We start from the raw sequence: 16834 nt of genomic DNA, 5'->3' as shown, positions 1-16834 counted from the left end.
TGTCCCCTTCGTCTAGTGGCCTAGGACACCGCCCTTTCACGGCGGTAACAGGGGTTCGAGTCCCCTAGGGGACGCCACGATTACCCGCTCTGCGGGATTTTTAAGGGTCATTCAATTATTGAATGGCCCTTTTGTTTGTCTGGCGTTTGGCCAATTCTCCCTTCCCTTGCCCCTCCGGGCTTCTGACCAATGGTCGTGCCGCTCGCTTGCGAAATATTATTATGGCTATAATATTTAACCCATGAGAGTCGGAGGCACACGATGAGCGATAAAAAAGCGCAAACCCGCGAACGTATCCTGCAGGCTGCTAGCGCCGCGTTGGTCCAGCGTGGCCCGGCCGAGCCGAGCGTTGGCGAGGTCATGGGGGCGGCGGGGCTGACTGTCGGCGGCTTCTACGCGCACTTTGAAAGCAAAGATGCGCTGATGCTGGAAGCCTTCAGCCAATTGCTGGCCCAGCGCCGTGCATCGATCGACGACATGGATGCCCAACTCACCGGCGAAGAGCGCCGTGCCCTGGTTGCGGCGTTCTACCTGTCGCGCAAGCACCGCGACTCCACGGCCAAGGCTTGCCCGATTCCGGCAACCGTGGGCGAGATGGGCCGCCTGCCGGACGCCTTTCGCGATGTCCTCAACGAACATGTGGAACTGATGGCCGCACAACTGGCCGCCAGCCCGGAAGACACTGACAAGGCCCTGGCGGACATGGCCTTGATGGTCGGTGGGCTGGCATTGGCGCGTGCCCTGGGGCCGGGTGAGTTGTCCGATCGTGTGTTGCGTGCCGCCAAGTCGGCCATACGTTAAGAGGGGTTATAAAAATGGGCGCATTGACCTGGATTCGTGGCGTCAACGGCACCTTGGGGCGCCTGGCGCCGCACACGGTGGCCAACAGCATGCGGCGGGTCTTCATGACCCCGCGGGATCTGCCACCGCGGGATTGGGAGTTGCCGCTGCTGGCGCACGCCGAGCGCGTCACCTTGCGTTTCGGCCTGTCGGCGTTGCGCTGGGGCCAGGGCCCGGCGGTGCTGCTGATGCACGGTTGGGAAGGCCGGCCCACCCAGTTCGCCAGCCTGATCACTGCGCTGGTGCAGAACGGCTATTCGGTATTCGCCCTAGATGGCCCGGCCCATGGCCGTTCGCCGGGGCGTGAAGCCCACGTACTGCTGTTTGCCCGCGCGATGCTTGAAGCGGCGGCCGAGCTGCCGCCGTTGCATGCGGTGGTCGGCCACTCCATGGGCGGCGCCAGTGCGATGCTGGCGGTGCAATTGGGGCTGCGTACCGAAGCGCTGGTGAGCATTGCCGCGCCGTCGCGCTTCCTTGATGTGCTCGGCGGGTTTGCCGGGATGGTCGGTTTGCCGTCGCGGGCGCGCTCAGCGTTTATCCAGGAAGTCGAGCTGACCCTGGGCATGCCGCTCAAGCACTTGGACGTGGCCCATTACCAGATGGACCTCCCCGGCCTGATCGTGCATGCCGAAGACGATACCTTCGTGCCGGTCAGCGCTTCCCAGGTCATCCACGACGCCTGGTTTGACAGCCGCCTGTTGCGCCTGGAGCAGGGCGGGCACCAGCGCGTGCTGGCCGATCCGCGGGTGGTCGAGGCGGTGCTGGCGCTGCTGGCGGGCTGCCGTTTACAGGCGCGCCAAACTGCCTGATACACTGCCCTGCCGACATCAATCGACAGGAGCAAGGTATGGGCTGGGATTTGGCAACGCCGTTTATCATCGATCTGCAGGTCGTCGCCGAGGACATCGACGGCCTGGGGCACGCCAATAACGCGGTGTACGTGTCCTGGCTGGAACGTTGCGCCTGGCGCCATTCCCAGCGCCTGGGGCTGGACCTCACCGAGTACCGGCGACTGGACCGCGCCATGGCCGTGGTGCGCCATGAGATCGACTACCTGGCGGCCGCCTATGAAGGCGACGAGCTGCAACTGGCGACCTGGATCGTCGACTGGGACCAGCGCCTGAAAATGACCCGGCGTTTCCAGCTGGTACGCCCTCGCGACGGCGCGACCCTGCTGCGCGCACAAACCACCTTTGTCTGTATCGAACTGTCCAGCGGCAAGCCCAAGCGCATGCCGGCGGAGTTTCTCGACGGCTACGGCGCCGCCCTGACAGGGGGTTAACGGTCGCGGCGGGAAACCCAGTAAACTGCGCCACGATTTTTGTTGAGTGTTTTCCATGCAAATTGCTTTGGCGCCCATGGAGGGGTTGGTCGACAACATCCTGCGGGACGTGTTGACCCGCGTGGGCGGTATTGACTGGTGCGTGACCGAGTTCATCCGCGTCAACGACCGCCTGCTCACCCCGGCCTATTTCCACAAGCTCGCCCCCGAACTGCTGCACGGTGCCCACACCGCCGCTGGCGTGCCGCTGCGTGTGCAGTTGCTCGGTTCCGACCCGGTGTGCCTGGCAGAGAACGCGGCCCTGGCCTGCGAGTTGGGCTCCGAGGTGATCGACCTGAATTTCGGCTGCCCGGCCAAGACCGTCAACAAGTCCCGTGGCGGCGCGGTGCTGCTCAAGGAGCCGGAGCTGCTCAACCGCATCGTCGAGCATGTGCGTCGCGCAGTGCCGGCGCATATCCCGGTGACCGCCAAGATGCGCCTGGGCTTCGACAGCCCGGATGGCGCGCTGGTATGCGCGACGGCGCTGGCCGAGGGCGGCGCGGCGCATATCGTCGTGCATGCGCGGACCAAGACCGATGGCTACAAACCGCCGGCTCACTGGGAGTGGATTCCACGCGTGCAGGATGTGGTCAAGGTGCCAGTGTTCGCCAATGGCGATATCTGGAGCGTCGAAGACTGGAAGCGTTGCCGCGAAGTCAGCGGCGCCGAAGACATCATGCTGGGTCGCGGGCTGGTTGCGCGTCCGGATCTTGCGCGGCAGATCGCGGCGGCACGCGCCGGCGAAGACGTCGTGGCAATGACCTGGGCGCAGATGCAGCCGATGCTCCAGGATTTCTGGACCCAGTCGGTGGCCCAACTGACCGAACGCCAGGCGCCCGGCCGGCTGAAGCAGTGGTTGGCGATGCTGACGCGCAATTACCCGGAGGCCGTCGAGCTGTTCACCGCCATGCGTCGGGAGACGGACTTGGAGCAGGTGAGCCGGTTGTTGGGGATGGCCCATCCTGCCGCGTCTGAGGGGTGACCCGTTGCGCTTGAATGCGCAGCTCGTTTGTTTGAAGAAAATGCCCCGTATCGAAAGATGCGGGGCATTTTGCGTTTTGGCGCGAGGAAGTCGGGGCGAAATAACACAGCCGGATGCCGTGCAGGTTTTGGGGTTGTGTCGGTAAGTTGCCCAGAGGGTGGTTTATTAGCGTGTGTGTCCAGTCGGATCTGGCTAAGGCTACTTGGTTTGCGGTCTTTTAAAAATTAACAGGGGGAAAAGTCCGAAAGTTTGATTTGGTTTCCTTATATGAGTCGCGATTTCTGGAACTCGATAGCCTCGTATTCCACGAAAGTATCGACTGTGAAGCAGCATGGGTTGTTTCCAGTCGATAAAAAACTCTTGCCTGCCCCGCTGATTAACCGAGCCGGGCCGTGCCAATAAGGAACTTACTGATGTCGCTATCGATTAATCATTCACCTTTGTTCAACGGCGATACAACATCCATGGAGCGGTTGTCGCCATCCATGTCGAAAACCTTCACGCAAACCGGCACATTGGGGGCCAATACGACTGTGGCTCACCCTGGCGTGCCTCATGACCCTTTCAAGGTTTCGAACAGCAACATGACAATCGAGACAGGCGGGCTTGCACGCTTGCTTGACATGCTGGAGCAGGTTGTCAAAACCGTGCGTGAGATGTTTTCGGGGCGGAACATGGTGTCCGGCATGTTGCCTGGGGCGGATAAAACGCCCGCCATTCCAGTGGATGCGAGCAAGCTGCCGGAGAAGCCTGGACACCTCGCATTGACGGCTGATCGGCGAGGCCAGCCGGCTCTTCCGGTGTCACCCCACATGCATCAATCCACTGCCTCCGTGATCAAGGATGCCGACAATCAGGTGCAAGTGAACGTTAACGTCGGTCATTGTCATTGCCCCGATACGAAGGCGCTGAGCGGCGAAACGAAACCGAATGCGGCAGCGGTTTTACCTCGCGTCATGCCGATGCCGGAAGCCGCTCGCAAGGTTGAAGTGGTGCCTGTGCACACGCACACGCCTGCGCCCATGCCTACGCCTATGCCCATGCCTACGCACACGCACACGCACACGCACACGCCTACGCACACGCCTACGCCCATGCCTACGCACACGCACACGCCTGCGCCCACGCCTACGCCCATGCCTACGCCCGCGCCTACGCCTACGCCTACGCCTACGCACAAGCACACACCTACGCCGGAGGTCATGCCGGCACCCAAGCCGGGTGTGCATGCGCTTGAGGTCAAGCCGCGACCGGCCACCCCGGAAGTACCTGCGATCACGCCACAGCCACAGCCACAACCACAGCCACAACCACAGCCACAACCACAACCACAACCAGATACGCCTACCCCGGATATAACCAGTCCCGGCCCGGCTGAACGTCAATCTGATATGCGCGACTGGCGGACCAGCCGCCGGCCTGCATTCAGAGCCTGACGTCAGCAACTTCCTTTATACGTATTGAACTGGATGTGCACTTCTTTGGGACTGATGTTCCGGGAAGTGCCTGCAAGTGGAGGCCCGTATGTCATGTTGTTCAATTAATAATATTGCGCGTGTTGTGGATGTTCGTCAGGTACTTCCTGTCGATTCCATGAAAGCAAAAAATGAACAGTTTGCGCAATTAAGCGGTTTCTTGAGTGTGCCGTCTCCGGCGAGCCAGGGGGTACTGGAGCACGTGCGGGAAAACACTCATGGCGTGGCGAATAATTCAGAGCCGCTCGATAAGTTAATGACGCTGTTTACTTCGTTTTTAACTCAGCTGATTAACTTGGTCTCTGATAACAAAGAGAAGCCGCTGCCGGGAATATCCCCATCGCGGCCGGAGGTCACTACGCCTGTGGTGCCTGCGCCGGCGCCGCCCAAACCCGAGCCTGCGGCGATGATCGCGGGCCTTTCGAAGAAGCGCAACGGCGCGAAGCCCGACAATATCTGGAGCGGCTTTCGCCAAGGGCCGGATGGCAACTGCGTGACGGTATCGGCCATCAAGGCGGCGATGTACCAGTTTGGCCAAAGCCCTACGGATATTTTCAAGGAGGTGAAAAAAACCGAGCGTGGTTATCACGTGGTCATGCGCGATGACGTAACCGTCAACCTGACGGACCGGGAGCTCGCCGAAGGTGCGCGTGGGGCAAAATTTGTCGGGGCTGACAAAGAGATGCTCAAAGACGCGCAATTTCTTTTCGCGATCAGCGCCAAGCGTGCCCAGGACGAAAACAACGATGGCAGGGCGGCACGCAGTTTCGGTGCGGCGATCCGCAGCCTGAATGATGGCGAGGATGAGCGAGGGCCGGGGGAGGGGTTGAAGCGGCTGGGGCTGAGCAAGCACATGAAGAGGGTCCCCGTGCGTGAGCTCGCCAAGGGGCAGTTGGGCATGTGCAATCGGGCCCGGCATTCGGTGGCGGTCATCAACGGTCGCGAAGAGCTATGGGGGCGACAGGGAAAAGCGCCCACGCACGGCGATGCCATAGCTCTGGTGCCATAGCCCTATTGGTGAATCCGTTGAATTGAAGGGCTGCGAACGGGGCAGTCAGCCCAAACCTGGCTGCCCGTTCGGCTGCTTATTTTTTACAAGCGTCAGGAACCCAGTGCATGTATATCTCCACAGCTAGCCGTTCGATGATCGAAACGGCCCAGCAGCGCGGGGCTTCTCCCGTATTTCCGGTGAAACCCGCAGGTGAAAGGCCGGCTGATATCGCTTCAGCATTCCACGCGAGCGAGCGGCGCTTCGGCGAGAGTTTTGATTGCAGCAGCCACGCGGCGGTGATCAAGTTGATGATGATGACGTTCGGTCAGCGTCCAGCCGCGATGTTTAACGAGTTGCTACCCTCGGGCGATGGGTACGACGTCACGATGAAGGATGAGTTCAAGCTGCACCTGTCCCGCCAGGAGTTGCAGCAGGCGTCGCAGGCTTCCCGCTTCACGGGGGCGGACAGCGGCGTGGTAAAGGATGCCAATTTCATGTTTGCCGCCTTTGTCAAACGCAAGCAACTGACCGGGGGCTATGCCACGTTCGAAGCCGCCTTGGCGAAGACGCTCGAGGGCGAGACCACCCAGCGTTGTCTGCAAGGCATGGGGGTGTTCGGCCTGTCGCAGTTCGTCCCGGTGAGCGATATGGCGGGCAAGGGCGCGGTAGGGGTGCTGGAGACCCATAACCGCGGGTCGGCGCTGGTGCGCGAGGGGGTCAGGCATGATGGCGGGACACCACGAACGGCCGATCGGGGCTATGGGTATGTCTTGTTCGATGATCAACTGCCGCCGCCGAGCAATCGCGGCGCCGCCCCTGTGGTCGCGAGCGTCCGGCCCGCGGACATCTGGAGCGGGTTTTACCAGGGGGTCGAAGGCAATTGCGTCACGGTCTCGGCGATCAAGGCGGCGATGATCCGGTTCGGGCAAGACCCGAGGGCGATCTATAAGCAGGTTCACATCACGCCGACGGGGTTTGACGTGGTCATGCGAGATGCCTTCCGGTTGCAACTGACCCACGAGGAAGTGCGCCAGGCTGCCGCCGAGTCGAACTTTCATGGCAATAATCGACAGTTGCTGAATGCCGCGCACTTTTTGTACGCAGTCAGTGCCAAGCGCGCGCAGATCGAGAACAACGATTTTCGTGCCCGCCAGAGTTACACGACGGCTCTGCAAACCCTCAACGATGGCGAGTACCCTGGCGAAGCGCTGCGCCGCCTGGGGTTGTTTGGCTACGTGCGTGAAAGCACGGTCGCAGAGTTGGCCAACGGGGCGATCGGCACCCTGGCAGACAACTGGCATTCGGTGGCGGTGATCGATGGGGCGCTGGATTTCTATGGAAAAAAGCACGACCTGGCCTCATCGCGCTGGATGAGTTCGGGGTTCCGGGCCCTGAAGCTGGTCTGAGCCTCAATCCAGCAAGAGCCTGAACCCTTCTATCGGTAAGGGCCGGCTGTGCAAATAACCCTGGAACAAGTGGCAGCCCAGCTTTTGCAGGAACGCCAGTTGCTCCGGGGTTTCAACGCCTTCGGCGATCACCCCCAGGTTCAAGCTGCGCGCCATGGCCACAATGGCGCGGATGATTTCGGCGTCGTTGGGGTCGTGGGTGGCATCGCGCACGAAGGACTGGTCGATCTTCAGCGTATCCACCGGCAAGCGTTTGAGGTAGGTGAGCGATGAGTAACCGGTGCCGAAGTCGTCCATCGCAAAACTCACGCCGAGCTTTTTCAGGCGACGCATTTTGCTGATGGTGTCATCCAGGTTCTGGATCACGATGCCTTCGGTGATTTCCAGTTTCAGCAGGCAGTAGGGCAGTGAATGCTGCTTGAGGCTGCGCTCGACGCGTTCGACAAAGTCGTTCTGGCGGAACTGCCGGGGGCTGATGTTCACGCACAGGCTGAAATTCAGAGGGTCCACCTTGCCTTCTTTGATCAATTGCTCGAAGGCGGCGCACGCTTCATCGAGTATCCAGGTGCCGACTTCGAGGATCAGGCCGCTGTCTTCCAGCACTTTGATGAATTCGGACGGCGCCTGCGCGCCCAGTTGCGGATGCTGCCAGCGCACCAGGGCCTCGGCGCCGACAATCTTATTGCCGCGCGCGTCCACCTGGGGTTGGTAATGCACGCTGAATTCGCCGCGTGACAGGGCCAGGCGCAGGTCGGTTTCCATGCGCAGGCGTTCGCTGGCGGTTTTCTGCATGCTGTTGTGGAACATCTGCGTGGCGTTGCGCCCCGAATCCTTGGCGCGGTACAGCGCGATGTCGGCACGTTTGAGCAGGTCGGCCGGGGTCGAGCCATGATCGGGGATCAGAGCCACACCGATGCTCGGCGTGACTTGCAGGCGTTGGCCGTCGAGGAACATCGGTTCGGAGAGCAATTCACGCAGGGTGTCGGCCAGTTCCTGAACCTGGGCGCTGACTTCGGTGCGCGTGCCATCCAGGCCGCTGAGCAGCACCACGAACTCATCGCCGCCCAGGCGCGCCACGGTATCTTCCATACGCACGCTGGCTTCGAGGCGCGCGGTGACGATTTTCAGCACGGTGTCGCCCACCGGGTGACCGAGGGAATCATTGATGTGCTTGAAGTGGTCGAGGTCGAGAAACAGCAATGCACCGCGCAGGTTATGGCGCTTGAGCAGGGCGATCTGTTGGCTCAGGCGGTCCATCAGCAGTGCGCGGTTGGGCAGGTTGGTCAGCGGGTCGTGGTAGGCCAGGTGGCGGATCTGCGCCTGGGCGTTTTTCAACAGGCTCACATCCCGCGCGGTCAGCAACAGGCAAGGGGTTTCGTTGAGGGTGATCGGCTCGACTGAAACCTCCACCGCCAGCACATCGCCGCGCTTGTTGTGCCAGAGCATTTCCAAATGGCGGATACGGCCTTTGAGTTGCAGTTCGGCCAGCAGCACCGCGCGCTGGTTTTCATCGGCCCAGATGCCGACCTGGTACAGCGTCAGGCCGATGACATCTTCGGCACGAAAACCGGTCAAGCGGCAGAACCCGTCGTTCACCTCCACATAGCGGCCGGTGTCGTGTTCGGTAATGGAAATCGCGTCGGGGCTGGAATGGAAGGCTTTGGCGAATTTTTCTTCGCTGGCCTTCAGCGCGGCCTCGGAGCGTTGCTGCTGGGTAATGTCGCGCAGGGTGGTGACGATGCACGGCTGGTCGCCGACCTTGATCATCCGGCTGGAAATCACGCAGGTCAGGGCCTGGCTGCTTTTGTGGTGCGCGATGATCGCCACGTTGTTCAGCGCCTGGTCGCGAATCACCTGTTCGATGCGTTGCAGGCGCTGGCTCGACTCGTCCCACAGGCCGATCTGTTCGGCGCTCATGTTGATCACTTCGGCGGCCGTCCAGCCAAAGGTCTGGGTGAACGCGGGGTTGATCTCGATGAACTCGCCGTTGTCCAGGCGGGTGACGCAGATCGGGTCGGGGCTGGCCTGGAACAGGCTGGCGAATTTTTCTTCGGAGGCGCTCAGGCGTTGTTCGCGCTCGACCTGGTCGGTGATGTCCAGCAGGGTGCCGGCCATGCGCAGTGGCGCGCCTTTTTCGTCGCGGTACAGGCGTGCGCGGCTTTCCAGGTAGCGCGGGCTGCCGTCTTCCAGTTGTACACGGTAAGTCAGCTGATAGTTGCCGGCCGGGCCTTCGCGCAGGGTGCGATAGGCGTTGCGCATACTCTCGCGCTCTTCCTTGGGCATGCCCTCGAAAAACGCCTCGAACGATTCATGGAACGCTTGCGCCGGCAGGCCGTGCAGTTGGGCGGCGCGGGCCGAACCGTAGAGCATGCCGGTGGGAATGTGCCAGTCCCAGGTGCCCAATTGCGCGGAGTCCAGGGCCAGGTCCAGGCGCTCCTGGCTGTCTTTCAAGGCTTGCTCGGCGTTTTTGCGCTCGGTGGTGTCGAGAAAGGTGCTGATCAGGTAGGCCTCGCCGTCCAGCTCGACCTTCTGCGCGCAGAGCGTGCCATCGTGGATCTGCCCGTTGCTGGCACAGAATTGCACTTCCATGGTGATGGGTTCGCCCTTGCGCTGGGTGGCCCTGACCAACTGCGCACGCTGTTCAGGGTGGAGCCACAGGCCGAGGTCCAGGGTGGTGCGACCGATGGCGTCGGCGACCGGCCAGCCGAAGAGGATCTGGAAATACTGGTTGGCTTCGCTGATCAAGCCGTCGGACTGGCGGGTGAGCAGGACCATGTTCGGGCACAAGTGAAACAGCGTGGCGAAGCGCTTTTCGGAGTGGCTGAGGGCGTGTTCCCGCTCGCGCTGGCGGGTAGTCTCGCGGATCACGCCGATCATGCGGCGCCGGCCGGCTTTGTCCGGCGCCAGGCTGCCGTTGATTTCCAGCCAGTGCTGGCTGCCATCCGGCCACTGGATGTGGTGGTGCATGGCCTGCTCGAACGGCTCGCCGGCTAGCACCGCGTGAAACGCGCGTATCACCCGGGCGCGGTCTTGCGGCGCGAGCAGGTCCAGGTACTCCAGATCCTTGGGCAACGGTTGGCGCGGGTCGAAGCCGAACAGCGCCTGGGTGCCCCGTGACCAACTGATACGCCCGGTATCGATTTCCCAGCACCATGCACCCAGCCGTGCAGCGTTAAGCGCTGCCAGCAGTTGCGGGGCGCTGTCCCAGCTTTGTTCCGCCTCTTCAGGGTCCAGGGCGTAAATGCGGGGCAGGGGTGGCATAGGGTCGACGGGATTGCGCATTATCAAAAAGCCTTGGCTCGATGGGCGTTCGGCGCGGTTTTATTCAGGCCTTGAGGCCGCACAGCTTCATGCCGGTGTCCCTGGCAGCTCGACCTGTGCATCCAAGAGGCTCATAAAAGCCCGCGCAGCGTTCGACAGCGTCCTTTCGGTATGCACGATATAGCCTAGCTGGCGACTGAGTTGTATGCCCGGCAAAGCGATACTTGTCACCTGATCGTCGAGCATGGTGCGCGGTAATACGCTCCACGCCAAGCCGATGGACACCATCATTTTGATGGTTTCCAGATAGTTCGTGCTCATCGCGATGTTCGGCGTGAGGCCCTGGGCCTCGAACAGGCGGCTGACAATGTGATGGGTAAAGGTGTTGCCGCCGGGGAAAACCGCCGGGTGCCCGGCGATGTCCGCCAGGGTGACCGAGCCGTTGCGGGTCAGGCTGTGCTCCGGCGCCACCACGAAATCCAGCGGGTCGTCCCACACCGGGGTGGCGCGCACCAAGTTGTGCGGCTCGGGCGCCAGGGTGATCACCGCCACTTCGGCGCGGCCATGCAGGATCTCTTCGTAGGCCACTTCCGAGTCGAGAAACTGAATATCCAGCGCCACGTTGGGGTATTGCCGGGTAAAGGTGCGCAGGATCGGCGGCAGGCGATGCAGGCCGATGTGGTGGCTGGTGGCCAATGTGAGGCGCCCGCTGACTTCACCGGTGAGGTTGGTGAGGGCGCGCCGGGTGTCGTCCAGGACGTTGAGAATCTGATAGGCGCGCGGCAGCAGGGCGCGCCCGGCTTCGGTCAAGCCGACTTCACGGCCCAGGCGATCGAACAGGCGCACTTTCAGTTGCTGCTCGAGGCCGGCAATGCGTTTGCTGATGGCCGGTTGGGTCAGGTGCAGGCGCTCACCGGCGCCGGAGAAGCTGCCGGTCTCGGCGATGGCAATAAAAGCATTGAGGTTGGCCAGGTCCATTGTGGTATTCCAGTTGGTAATCCAAAGCATAAAAAATATGAATTTGAGTTATTTAATGTAGCGCCATACCATCAGCCTCACAAGCCAAAGGGTTATTGAATGTCTCAAGACCCGGGGCATAGAAAGACCGCTGATGAGGACCGACTGATGGCCGGCAAAACGCTTTACGACAAGCTTTGGGATTCCCATGAAGTGAAACGGCGCGACGATGGCTCGTCGCTGATCTATATCGACCGTCACATCATCCATGAAGTGACCTCGCCCCAAGCGTTCGAAGGCCTGCGGCTGGCCGGGCGCAAGCCTTGGCGCGTCGACTCGATCATCGCCACCCCGGATCACAACGTGCCGACCACTCCGGAGCGCAAGGGCGGGATCGACGCCATTGTCGACACCGTGTCGCGTTTGCAGGTGCAGACCCTCGACGACTACTGCGACGAATACGGCATCACCGAATTCAAAATGAATGACGTGCGCCAAGGCATCGTCCACGTGATCGGCCCGGAGCAGGGCGCGACCTTGCCCGGCATGACCGTGGTCTGCGGTGACTCCCACACCTCCACCCACGGCGCGTTCGGCGCCCTGGCCCATGGCATCGGCACCTCGGAGGTGGAACATGTGTTCGCCACCCAGTGCCTGGTCGCCAAGAAAATGAAGAACATGCTGGTGCGCGTCGAAGGCCAATTGCCTTTCGGTGTGACCGCCAAGGACATCGTGCTCGCCGTGATCGGCAAGATCGGCACCGCCGGCGGTAACGGCCATGCCATCGAATTCGCCGGCAGCGCCATTCGCGACCTGTCCATCGAAGGCCGCATGACCATCTGCAACATGTCCATCGAAGCCGGTGCCCGCGTGGGCATGGTGGCGGCGGACGAAAAAACCGTCGAGTACGTCAAAGGCCGTCCGTTCGCCCCCAAAGGCGCCGACTGGGATGCCGCCGTTGAGGCCTGGAAAGACCTGGTCTCCGACGCCGATGCCGTGTTCGACACCGTGGTGGAACTGGACGCCAGCCAGATCAAGCCGCAAGTCAGCTGGGGCACCTCGCCGGAAATGGTCTTGGCCGTCGACCAGAACGTGCCGGACCCGGCCAAGGAAGCCGACCTGGTCAAGCGCGGTTCCATCGAGCGCGCCTTGAAGTACATGGGCTTGAAAGCCAACCAGGCGATCACCGACATTCAGTTGGATCGCGTGTTCATCGGTTCCTGCACCAACTCGCGGATCGAAGACCTGCGCGCCGCGGCAGTGATCGCCAAGGGCCGCAAAGTCGCCTCGACCATCAAGCAGGCCATCGTGGTGCCGGGTTCGGGCCTGGTGAAGGCCCAGGCCGAAGCGGAAGGCCTGGACAAGATCTTCCTCGAAGCCGGTTTTGAATGGCGTGAACCGGGCTGCTCCATGTGCCTGGCGATGAACCCGGACCGCTTGGAGTCCGGCGAGCATTGCGCGTCGACCTCCAACCGTAACTTCGAAGGGCGTCAGGGCGCCGGTGGGCGTACTCACCTGGTGAGCCCGGCCATGGCCGCCGCCGCTGCCGTCAACGGTCGTTTCATCGACGTTCGCGAATTGATCTGAGGAATACCCGATGAGAGCTTTTACCCAACACACTGGTCTTGTCGCGCCGTTGGACCGTGCCAACGTGGACACTGACCAGATCATCCCCAAGCAGTTCTTGAAGTCGATCAAGCGCACCGGTTTCGGTCCCAACCTGTTCGACGAGTGGCGCTACCTGGACGTGGGCTACGCCTACCAGGACAACTCCAAGCGCCCGCTGAACAAGGACTTCGTGCTCAACGCCGAACGTTACCAGGGCGCCAGCGTGCTGCTGGCGCGGGAAAACTTCGGCTGCGGCTCCAGCCGCGAACACGCGCCGTGGGCCCTGGAAGAATATGGCTTTCGCAGCATCATCGCGCCGAGCTACGCCGACATCTTCTTCAACAACAGCTTCAAGAACGGCTTGCTGCCGATCATCTTGAGCGATGCCGAAGTGGATGAACTGTTCAAGCAAGTGGAAGCCAACCCCGGCTACGAACTGACCGTCGACCTCGCCGCGCAGACCGTGACCCGTCCGGACGGCAAGGTGTACCACTTTGAAGTGGATGCCTTCCGCAAGCACTGCCTGCTCAACGGCCTGGACGACATCGGCCTGACCTTGCAGGACGGCGATGCGATTGCCGCGTTTGAAACCAGGCACCGGGCCAGCCAGCCTTGGTTGTTTCGCGACGCTTGATGTGATGTAGGCAGGACCGCCGCCATCGGGAGCAAGCTCCCTCCCACATTTGAACGTGTTCACACATCAACATGTGGGAGGGGGCTTGCCCCCGATGGGGTCAGTGTTAACCACACAAAACCCAGGAAACTCACCATGACCAAAGCCGCCCACACCCAAGTCGTGCAAAAACAATTCGGTGAACAGGCCTCGGTCTACCTGAGCAGTGCCGTACACGCCCAAGGTACTGAATTTGCGCTGCTCCAGGCCGAACTGGCCGGGCACGGCGCTGCGCGACTGCTGGATCTGGGCTGCGGCGCCGGTCATGTCAGTTTCCATGTGGCGCCGCTGGTAAAAGAAGTGGTGGCCTACGACCTGTCCCAGCAGATGCTCGACGTGGTCGCCGCCGCTGCCGCAGACCGTGGCCTGGGCAATATCCGCACGGTCCACGGCGCCGCTGAGCGCTTGCCGTTCGCCGATGGCGAATTCGACTTCGTGTTCAGCCGCTATTCGGCGCACCATTGGAGCGACCTCGGCCTGGCCCTGCGCGAAGTGCGCCGGGTGCTCAAGCCGGGTGGCGTGGCGGCGTTTGTCGATGTCTTGTCACCGGGCAGCCCGCTGTTGGACACTTACCTGCAAACCGTCGAAGTGCTGCGCGACACCAGCCACGTGCGCGATTACTCCGCCGCCGAATGGATGCGCCAGCTCAGCGAAGCCGGTCTGCATGTGCGCAACAGCAGCCGCCAGCGCCTGCGCCTGGAATACACCTCGTGGGTCGAGCGCATGCGTACGCCAGCGCCTTTGCGTGCGGCGATTCTTGAGCTGCAACAGGCAATGGGCCAGGAAGTCCGCGATTATTACGAAATTCAAGCCGACGGCACCTTCAGCACCGACGTGCTGGTGGTTTGGGCCGAACGCTGAGTATTTTTCCCGACCTGCCCCAGGGCGGGTCGCATGATGAAATGAGGAACGCATGAGCAAGCAGATTCTGATTCTCCCAGGCGACGGTATTGGTCCGGAAATCATGGCCGAAGCGGTCAAAGTCCTGGAACTGGCCAACACCAAGTACAACCTGGGCTTCGAATTGAGCCACGACGTGATCGGCGGCGCGGCCATCGACAAGCACGGCGTGCCCCTGGCCGACGAGACCCTGGACCGCGCCCGTGCGGCCGACGCCGTGTTGCTCGGCGCCGTGGGTGGCCCGAAATGGGACAAGATCGAGCGTGACATCCGCCCTGAGCGCGGCTTGCTGAAGATCCGCGCGCAACTGGGCCTGTTCGGCAACCTGCGCCCGGCAATCCTCTACCCGCAACTGGCCGACGCGTCGAGCCTCAAGCCGGAAGTGGTGGCGGGCCTGGATATCCTGATCGTGCGCGAGCTGACCGGCGGTATCTACTTCGGCTCGCCGCGCGGTGTGCGCGAGCTGCCGAATGGCGAGCGCCAGGCCTACGACACCCTGCCGTACAGCGAGAGCGAAATCCGCCGTATCGCCCGGGTCGGTTTCGACATGGCCCGCGTGCGTAGCAAGAAGATCTGCTCGGTCGATAAGGCCAACGTCCTGGCCTCCAGCCAGCTGTGGCGCGAAATCGTCGAAGAAGTCGCCAAGGACTACCCGGACGTCGAACTCAGCCACATGTACGTCGACAACGCCGCCATGCAACTGGTGCGCGCGCCGAAGCAGTTCGACGTGATCGTCACCGACAACCTGTTCGGCGACATCCTGTCCGACCAGGCGTCGATGCTCACCGGTTCCATCGGCATGCTGCCGTCGGCGTCCCTGGACACTAACAACAAGGGCATGTACGAGCCGTGCCACGGTTCGGCGCCAGACATCGCAGGCCTTGGCATCGCCAACCCGCTGGCGACCATTTTGTCGGTGTCGATGATGCTGCGTTACAGCTTCAACCTGGGCGATGCGGCGGATGCCATCGAGAAGGCCGTGAGCCTGGTGTTGGACCAGGGCTTGCGCACCGGAGACATCTGGTCGCAGGGTTGCACCAAAGTCGGTACGCAAGAAATGGGCGACGCAGTAGTCGCCGCGTTGCGGAATCTGTAATCTCTCGGGCCCGCTTGCAGTTGTTGCTGCAAGTCGGCCCACTTTTTAACAAGGTGTAGTTGCGATGAAACGTGTAGGTCTGATCGGTTGGCGCGGTATGGTCGGTTCCGTGCTCATGCAGCGGATGCTGGAAGAGCAGGATTTCGATCTTATTGAGCCGGTGTTTTTCACCACTTCGAACGTGGGTGGCCAAGGGCCGTCCGTGGGCAAGGATATTGCGCCGCTCAAGGACGCCTACAGCATTGAAGAGCTGAAAACCCTCGATGTGATTCTGACCTGCCAGGGCGGCGACTACACCAGCGAAGTGTTCCCCAAGCTGCGCGAAGCCGGCTGGCAGGGTTACTGGATCGATGCCGCGTCCAGCCTGCGCATGCAGGACGATGCGGTGATCGTGCTCGACCCGGTCAACCGCAAGGTCATCGACCAGCAACTCGACGCTGGCACCAAGAACTATATCGGCGGCAACTGCACCGTCAGCCTGATGCTGATGGGCCTGGGCGGCTTGTTCGAAGCCGGCCTGGTCGAGTGGATGAGCGCCATGACTTATCAGGCGGCGTCCGGCGCCGGCGCGCAGAACATGCGCGAACTGATCAAGCAGATGGGCGCGACCCACGCGGCGGTCGCCGATCAACTGGCCGACCCGGCCAGCGCGATCCTCGACATCGACCGCCGTGTGGCCGAAGCCATGCGCAGCGACGCCTACCCGACCGAGAACTTCGGCGTGCCGTTGGCCGGTAGCCTGATCCCGTGGATCGACAAGGAACTGCCGAACGGGCAGAGCCGTGAAGAGTGGAAGGCCCAGGCCGAGACCAACAAGATCCTCGGTCGCTTCAAGAGCCCGATCCCGGTGGACGGCATCTGCGTGCGTATCGGCGCCATGCGCTGCCACAGCCAGGCGCTGACCATCAAGCTGAACAAAGACGTGCCGATCGCCGATATCGAAGGGCTGATCAGCCAGCACAACCCTTGGGTCAAGCTGGTACCGAACAGCCGCGAAATCAGCATGCAGGAGCTGAGCCCGACCAAGGTCACCGGCACCCTGAATGTTCCGGTGGGGCGTCTGCGCAAGCTGAACATGGGCACCCAGTACCTGGGCGCGTTCACCGTCGGCGACCAGTTGCTGTGGGGCGCGGCCGAACCGCTGCGGCGCATGCTGCGGATTCTGCTGGAGCGTTGATCGCTTGAGGCACTAAGAAAAACCCGCGACTGGTGACAGGCGCGGGTTTTTTGTTGGCTTTCAGGAAGGCATCGGGAGCAAGTCGAATCGTCGCACCGCCCCTCCCACATGTTGAATTGTGAACCCATTCAAATGTGGGAGGGGCGG

General features: G+C 61.9%; 14 protein-coding genes and 1 tRNA gene. 12 read left to right on the top strand and 3 right to left on the bottom strand.

Features of this window, described 5'->3' with window-relative positions; translation table 11 throughout:
• The first annotated feature begins 1 nt into the window (after position 1).
• From AC07W0_RS30190 to AC07W0_RS30170, 5 genes are all read left to right on the top strand, one after another.
• Positions 2–77: transfer RNA gene (locus AC07W0_RS30190), tRNA-Glu, on the top strand.
• 184 nt (positions 78–261) lie between these two features.
• Positions 262–801, top strand: a complete 540-nt coding sequence (locus tag AC07W0_RS30185) for a TetR/AcrR family transcriptional regulator (RefSeq protein ID WP_046382629.1) — start codon at positions 262–264, stop codon at positions 799–801.
• A gap of 14 nt (positions 802–815) precedes the next feature.
• Entirely contained in the window at positions 816–1649 is an 834-nt protein-coding gene (locus tag AC07W0_RS30180; protein WP_017847712.1) for an alpha/beta hydrolase, read from the top strand.
• 38 nt (positions 1650–1687) lie between these two features.
• Positions 1688–2122 carry an acyl-CoA thioesterase gene (locus AC07W0_RS30175; protein WP_017847711.1) on the top strand — a complete coding sequence of 145 codons (435 nt, stop codon included), beginning with the start codon at positions 1688–1690 and terminating at the stop codon, positions 2120–2122.
• A gap of 55 nt (positions 2123–2177) precedes the next feature.
• Positions 2178–3143: a tRNA dihydrouridine synthase gene (locus AC07W0_RS30170; RefSeq protein WP_017847710.1), complete on the top strand. Its 966-nt coding sequence runs from the start codon at positions 2178–2180 to the stop codon at positions 3141–3143.
• Positions 3144–4029: 886 nt separating this feature from the next.
• Here the strand turns inward: AC07W0_RS30170 and AC07W0_RS30165 are convergent.
• A complete protein-coding gene (locus AC07W0_RS30165; protein ID WP_158244682.1) occupies positions 4030–4422 on the bottom strand; it encodes a hypothetical protein in 393 nt (130 codons plus the stop codon).
• A 314-nt stretch (positions 4423–4736) separates the two neighbouring features.
• Here AC07W0_RS30165 and AC07W0_RS30160 point away from each other — a divergent pair, with 314 nt between their 5' ends.
• Positions 4737–5627 carry a hypothetical protein gene (locus AC07W0_RS30160; protein WP_057005687.1) on the top strand — a complete coding sequence of 297 codons (891 nt, stop codon included), beginning with the start codon at positions 4737–4739 and terminating at the stop codon, positions 5625–5627.
• 107 nt (positions 5628–5734) lie between these two features.
• Positions 5735–7015: a hypothetical protein gene (locus AC07W0_RS30155; protein WP_102618924.1), complete on the top strand. Its 1281-nt coding sequence runs from the start codon at positions 5735–5737 to the stop codon at positions 7013–7015.
• Positions 7016–7018: 3 nt separating this feature from the next.
• Here the strand turns inward: AC07W0_RS30155 and AC07W0_RS30150 are convergent, their stop codons facing one another.
• Both AC07W0_RS30150 and AC07W0_RS30145 read right to left on the bottom strand, forming a co-directional pair.
• The gene (locus AC07W0_RS30150) at positions 7019–10297 is read right to left on the bottom strand and encodes an EAL domain-containing protein (RefSeq protein WP_102618925.1); all 3279 of its coding nucleotides are present in this window, start codon (positions 10295–10297) and stop codon (positions 7019–7021) included.
• Positions 10298–10363: 66 nt separating this feature from the next.
• Positions 10364–11254 (bottom strand): LysR family transcriptional regulator, encoded by an 891-nt coding sequence (locus AC07W0_RS30145; protein ID WP_017847706.1) that lies wholly within the window; start codon positions 11252–11254, stop codon positions 10364–10366.
• A gap of 147 nt (positions 11255–11401) precedes the next feature.
• Here AC07W0_RS30145 and leuC point away from each other — a divergent pair, with 147 nt between their 5' ends.
• From leuC to asd, 5 genes are all read left to right on the top strand, one after another.
• A complete protein-coding gene (gene leuC / locus AC07W0_RS30140; RefSeq protein WP_046382634.1) occupies positions 11402–12820 on the top strand; it encodes a 3-isopropylmalate dehydratase large subunit in 1419 nt (472 codons plus the stop codon).
• Positions 12821–12830: 10 nt separating this feature from the next.
• A complete protein-coding gene (gene leuD, locus AC07W0_RS30135) occupies positions 12831–13475 on the top strand; it encodes a 3-isopropylmalate dehydratase small subunit (RefSeq protein ID WP_026140124.1) in 645 nt (214 codons plus the stop codon).
• A gap of 135 nt (positions 13476–13610) precedes the next feature.
• On the top strand, positions 13611–14375 hold the full coding sequence (locus AC07W0_RS30130; protein ID WP_102618926.1) for a class I SAM-dependent methyltransferase: 765 nt from the start codon (positions 13611–13613) through the stop codon (positions 14373–14375).
• Between the two features lie 52 nt (positions 14376–14427).
• Positions 14428–15510 carry a 3-isopropylmalate dehydrogenase gene (gene leuB / locus AC07W0_RS30125; protein WP_017847702.1) on the top strand — a complete coding sequence of 361 codons (1083 nt, stop codon included), beginning with the start codon at positions 14428–14430 and terminating at the stop codon, positions 15508–15510.
• A gap of 64 nt (positions 15511–15574) precedes the next feature.
• Positions 15575–16687, top strand: coding sequence for an aspartate-semialdehyde dehydrogenase (gene asd / locus AC07W0_RS30120; protein WP_017847701.1), 1113 nt, complete (start codon positions 15575–15577; stop codon positions 16685–16687).
• Positions 16688–16834: the final 147 nt, after the last annotated feature.

The sequence above is a fragment of the Pseudomonas sp. GW704-F2 genome, from assembly GCF_059423025.1.
This window is presented reverse-complemented; position numbering and strand designations above follow the sequence as displayed.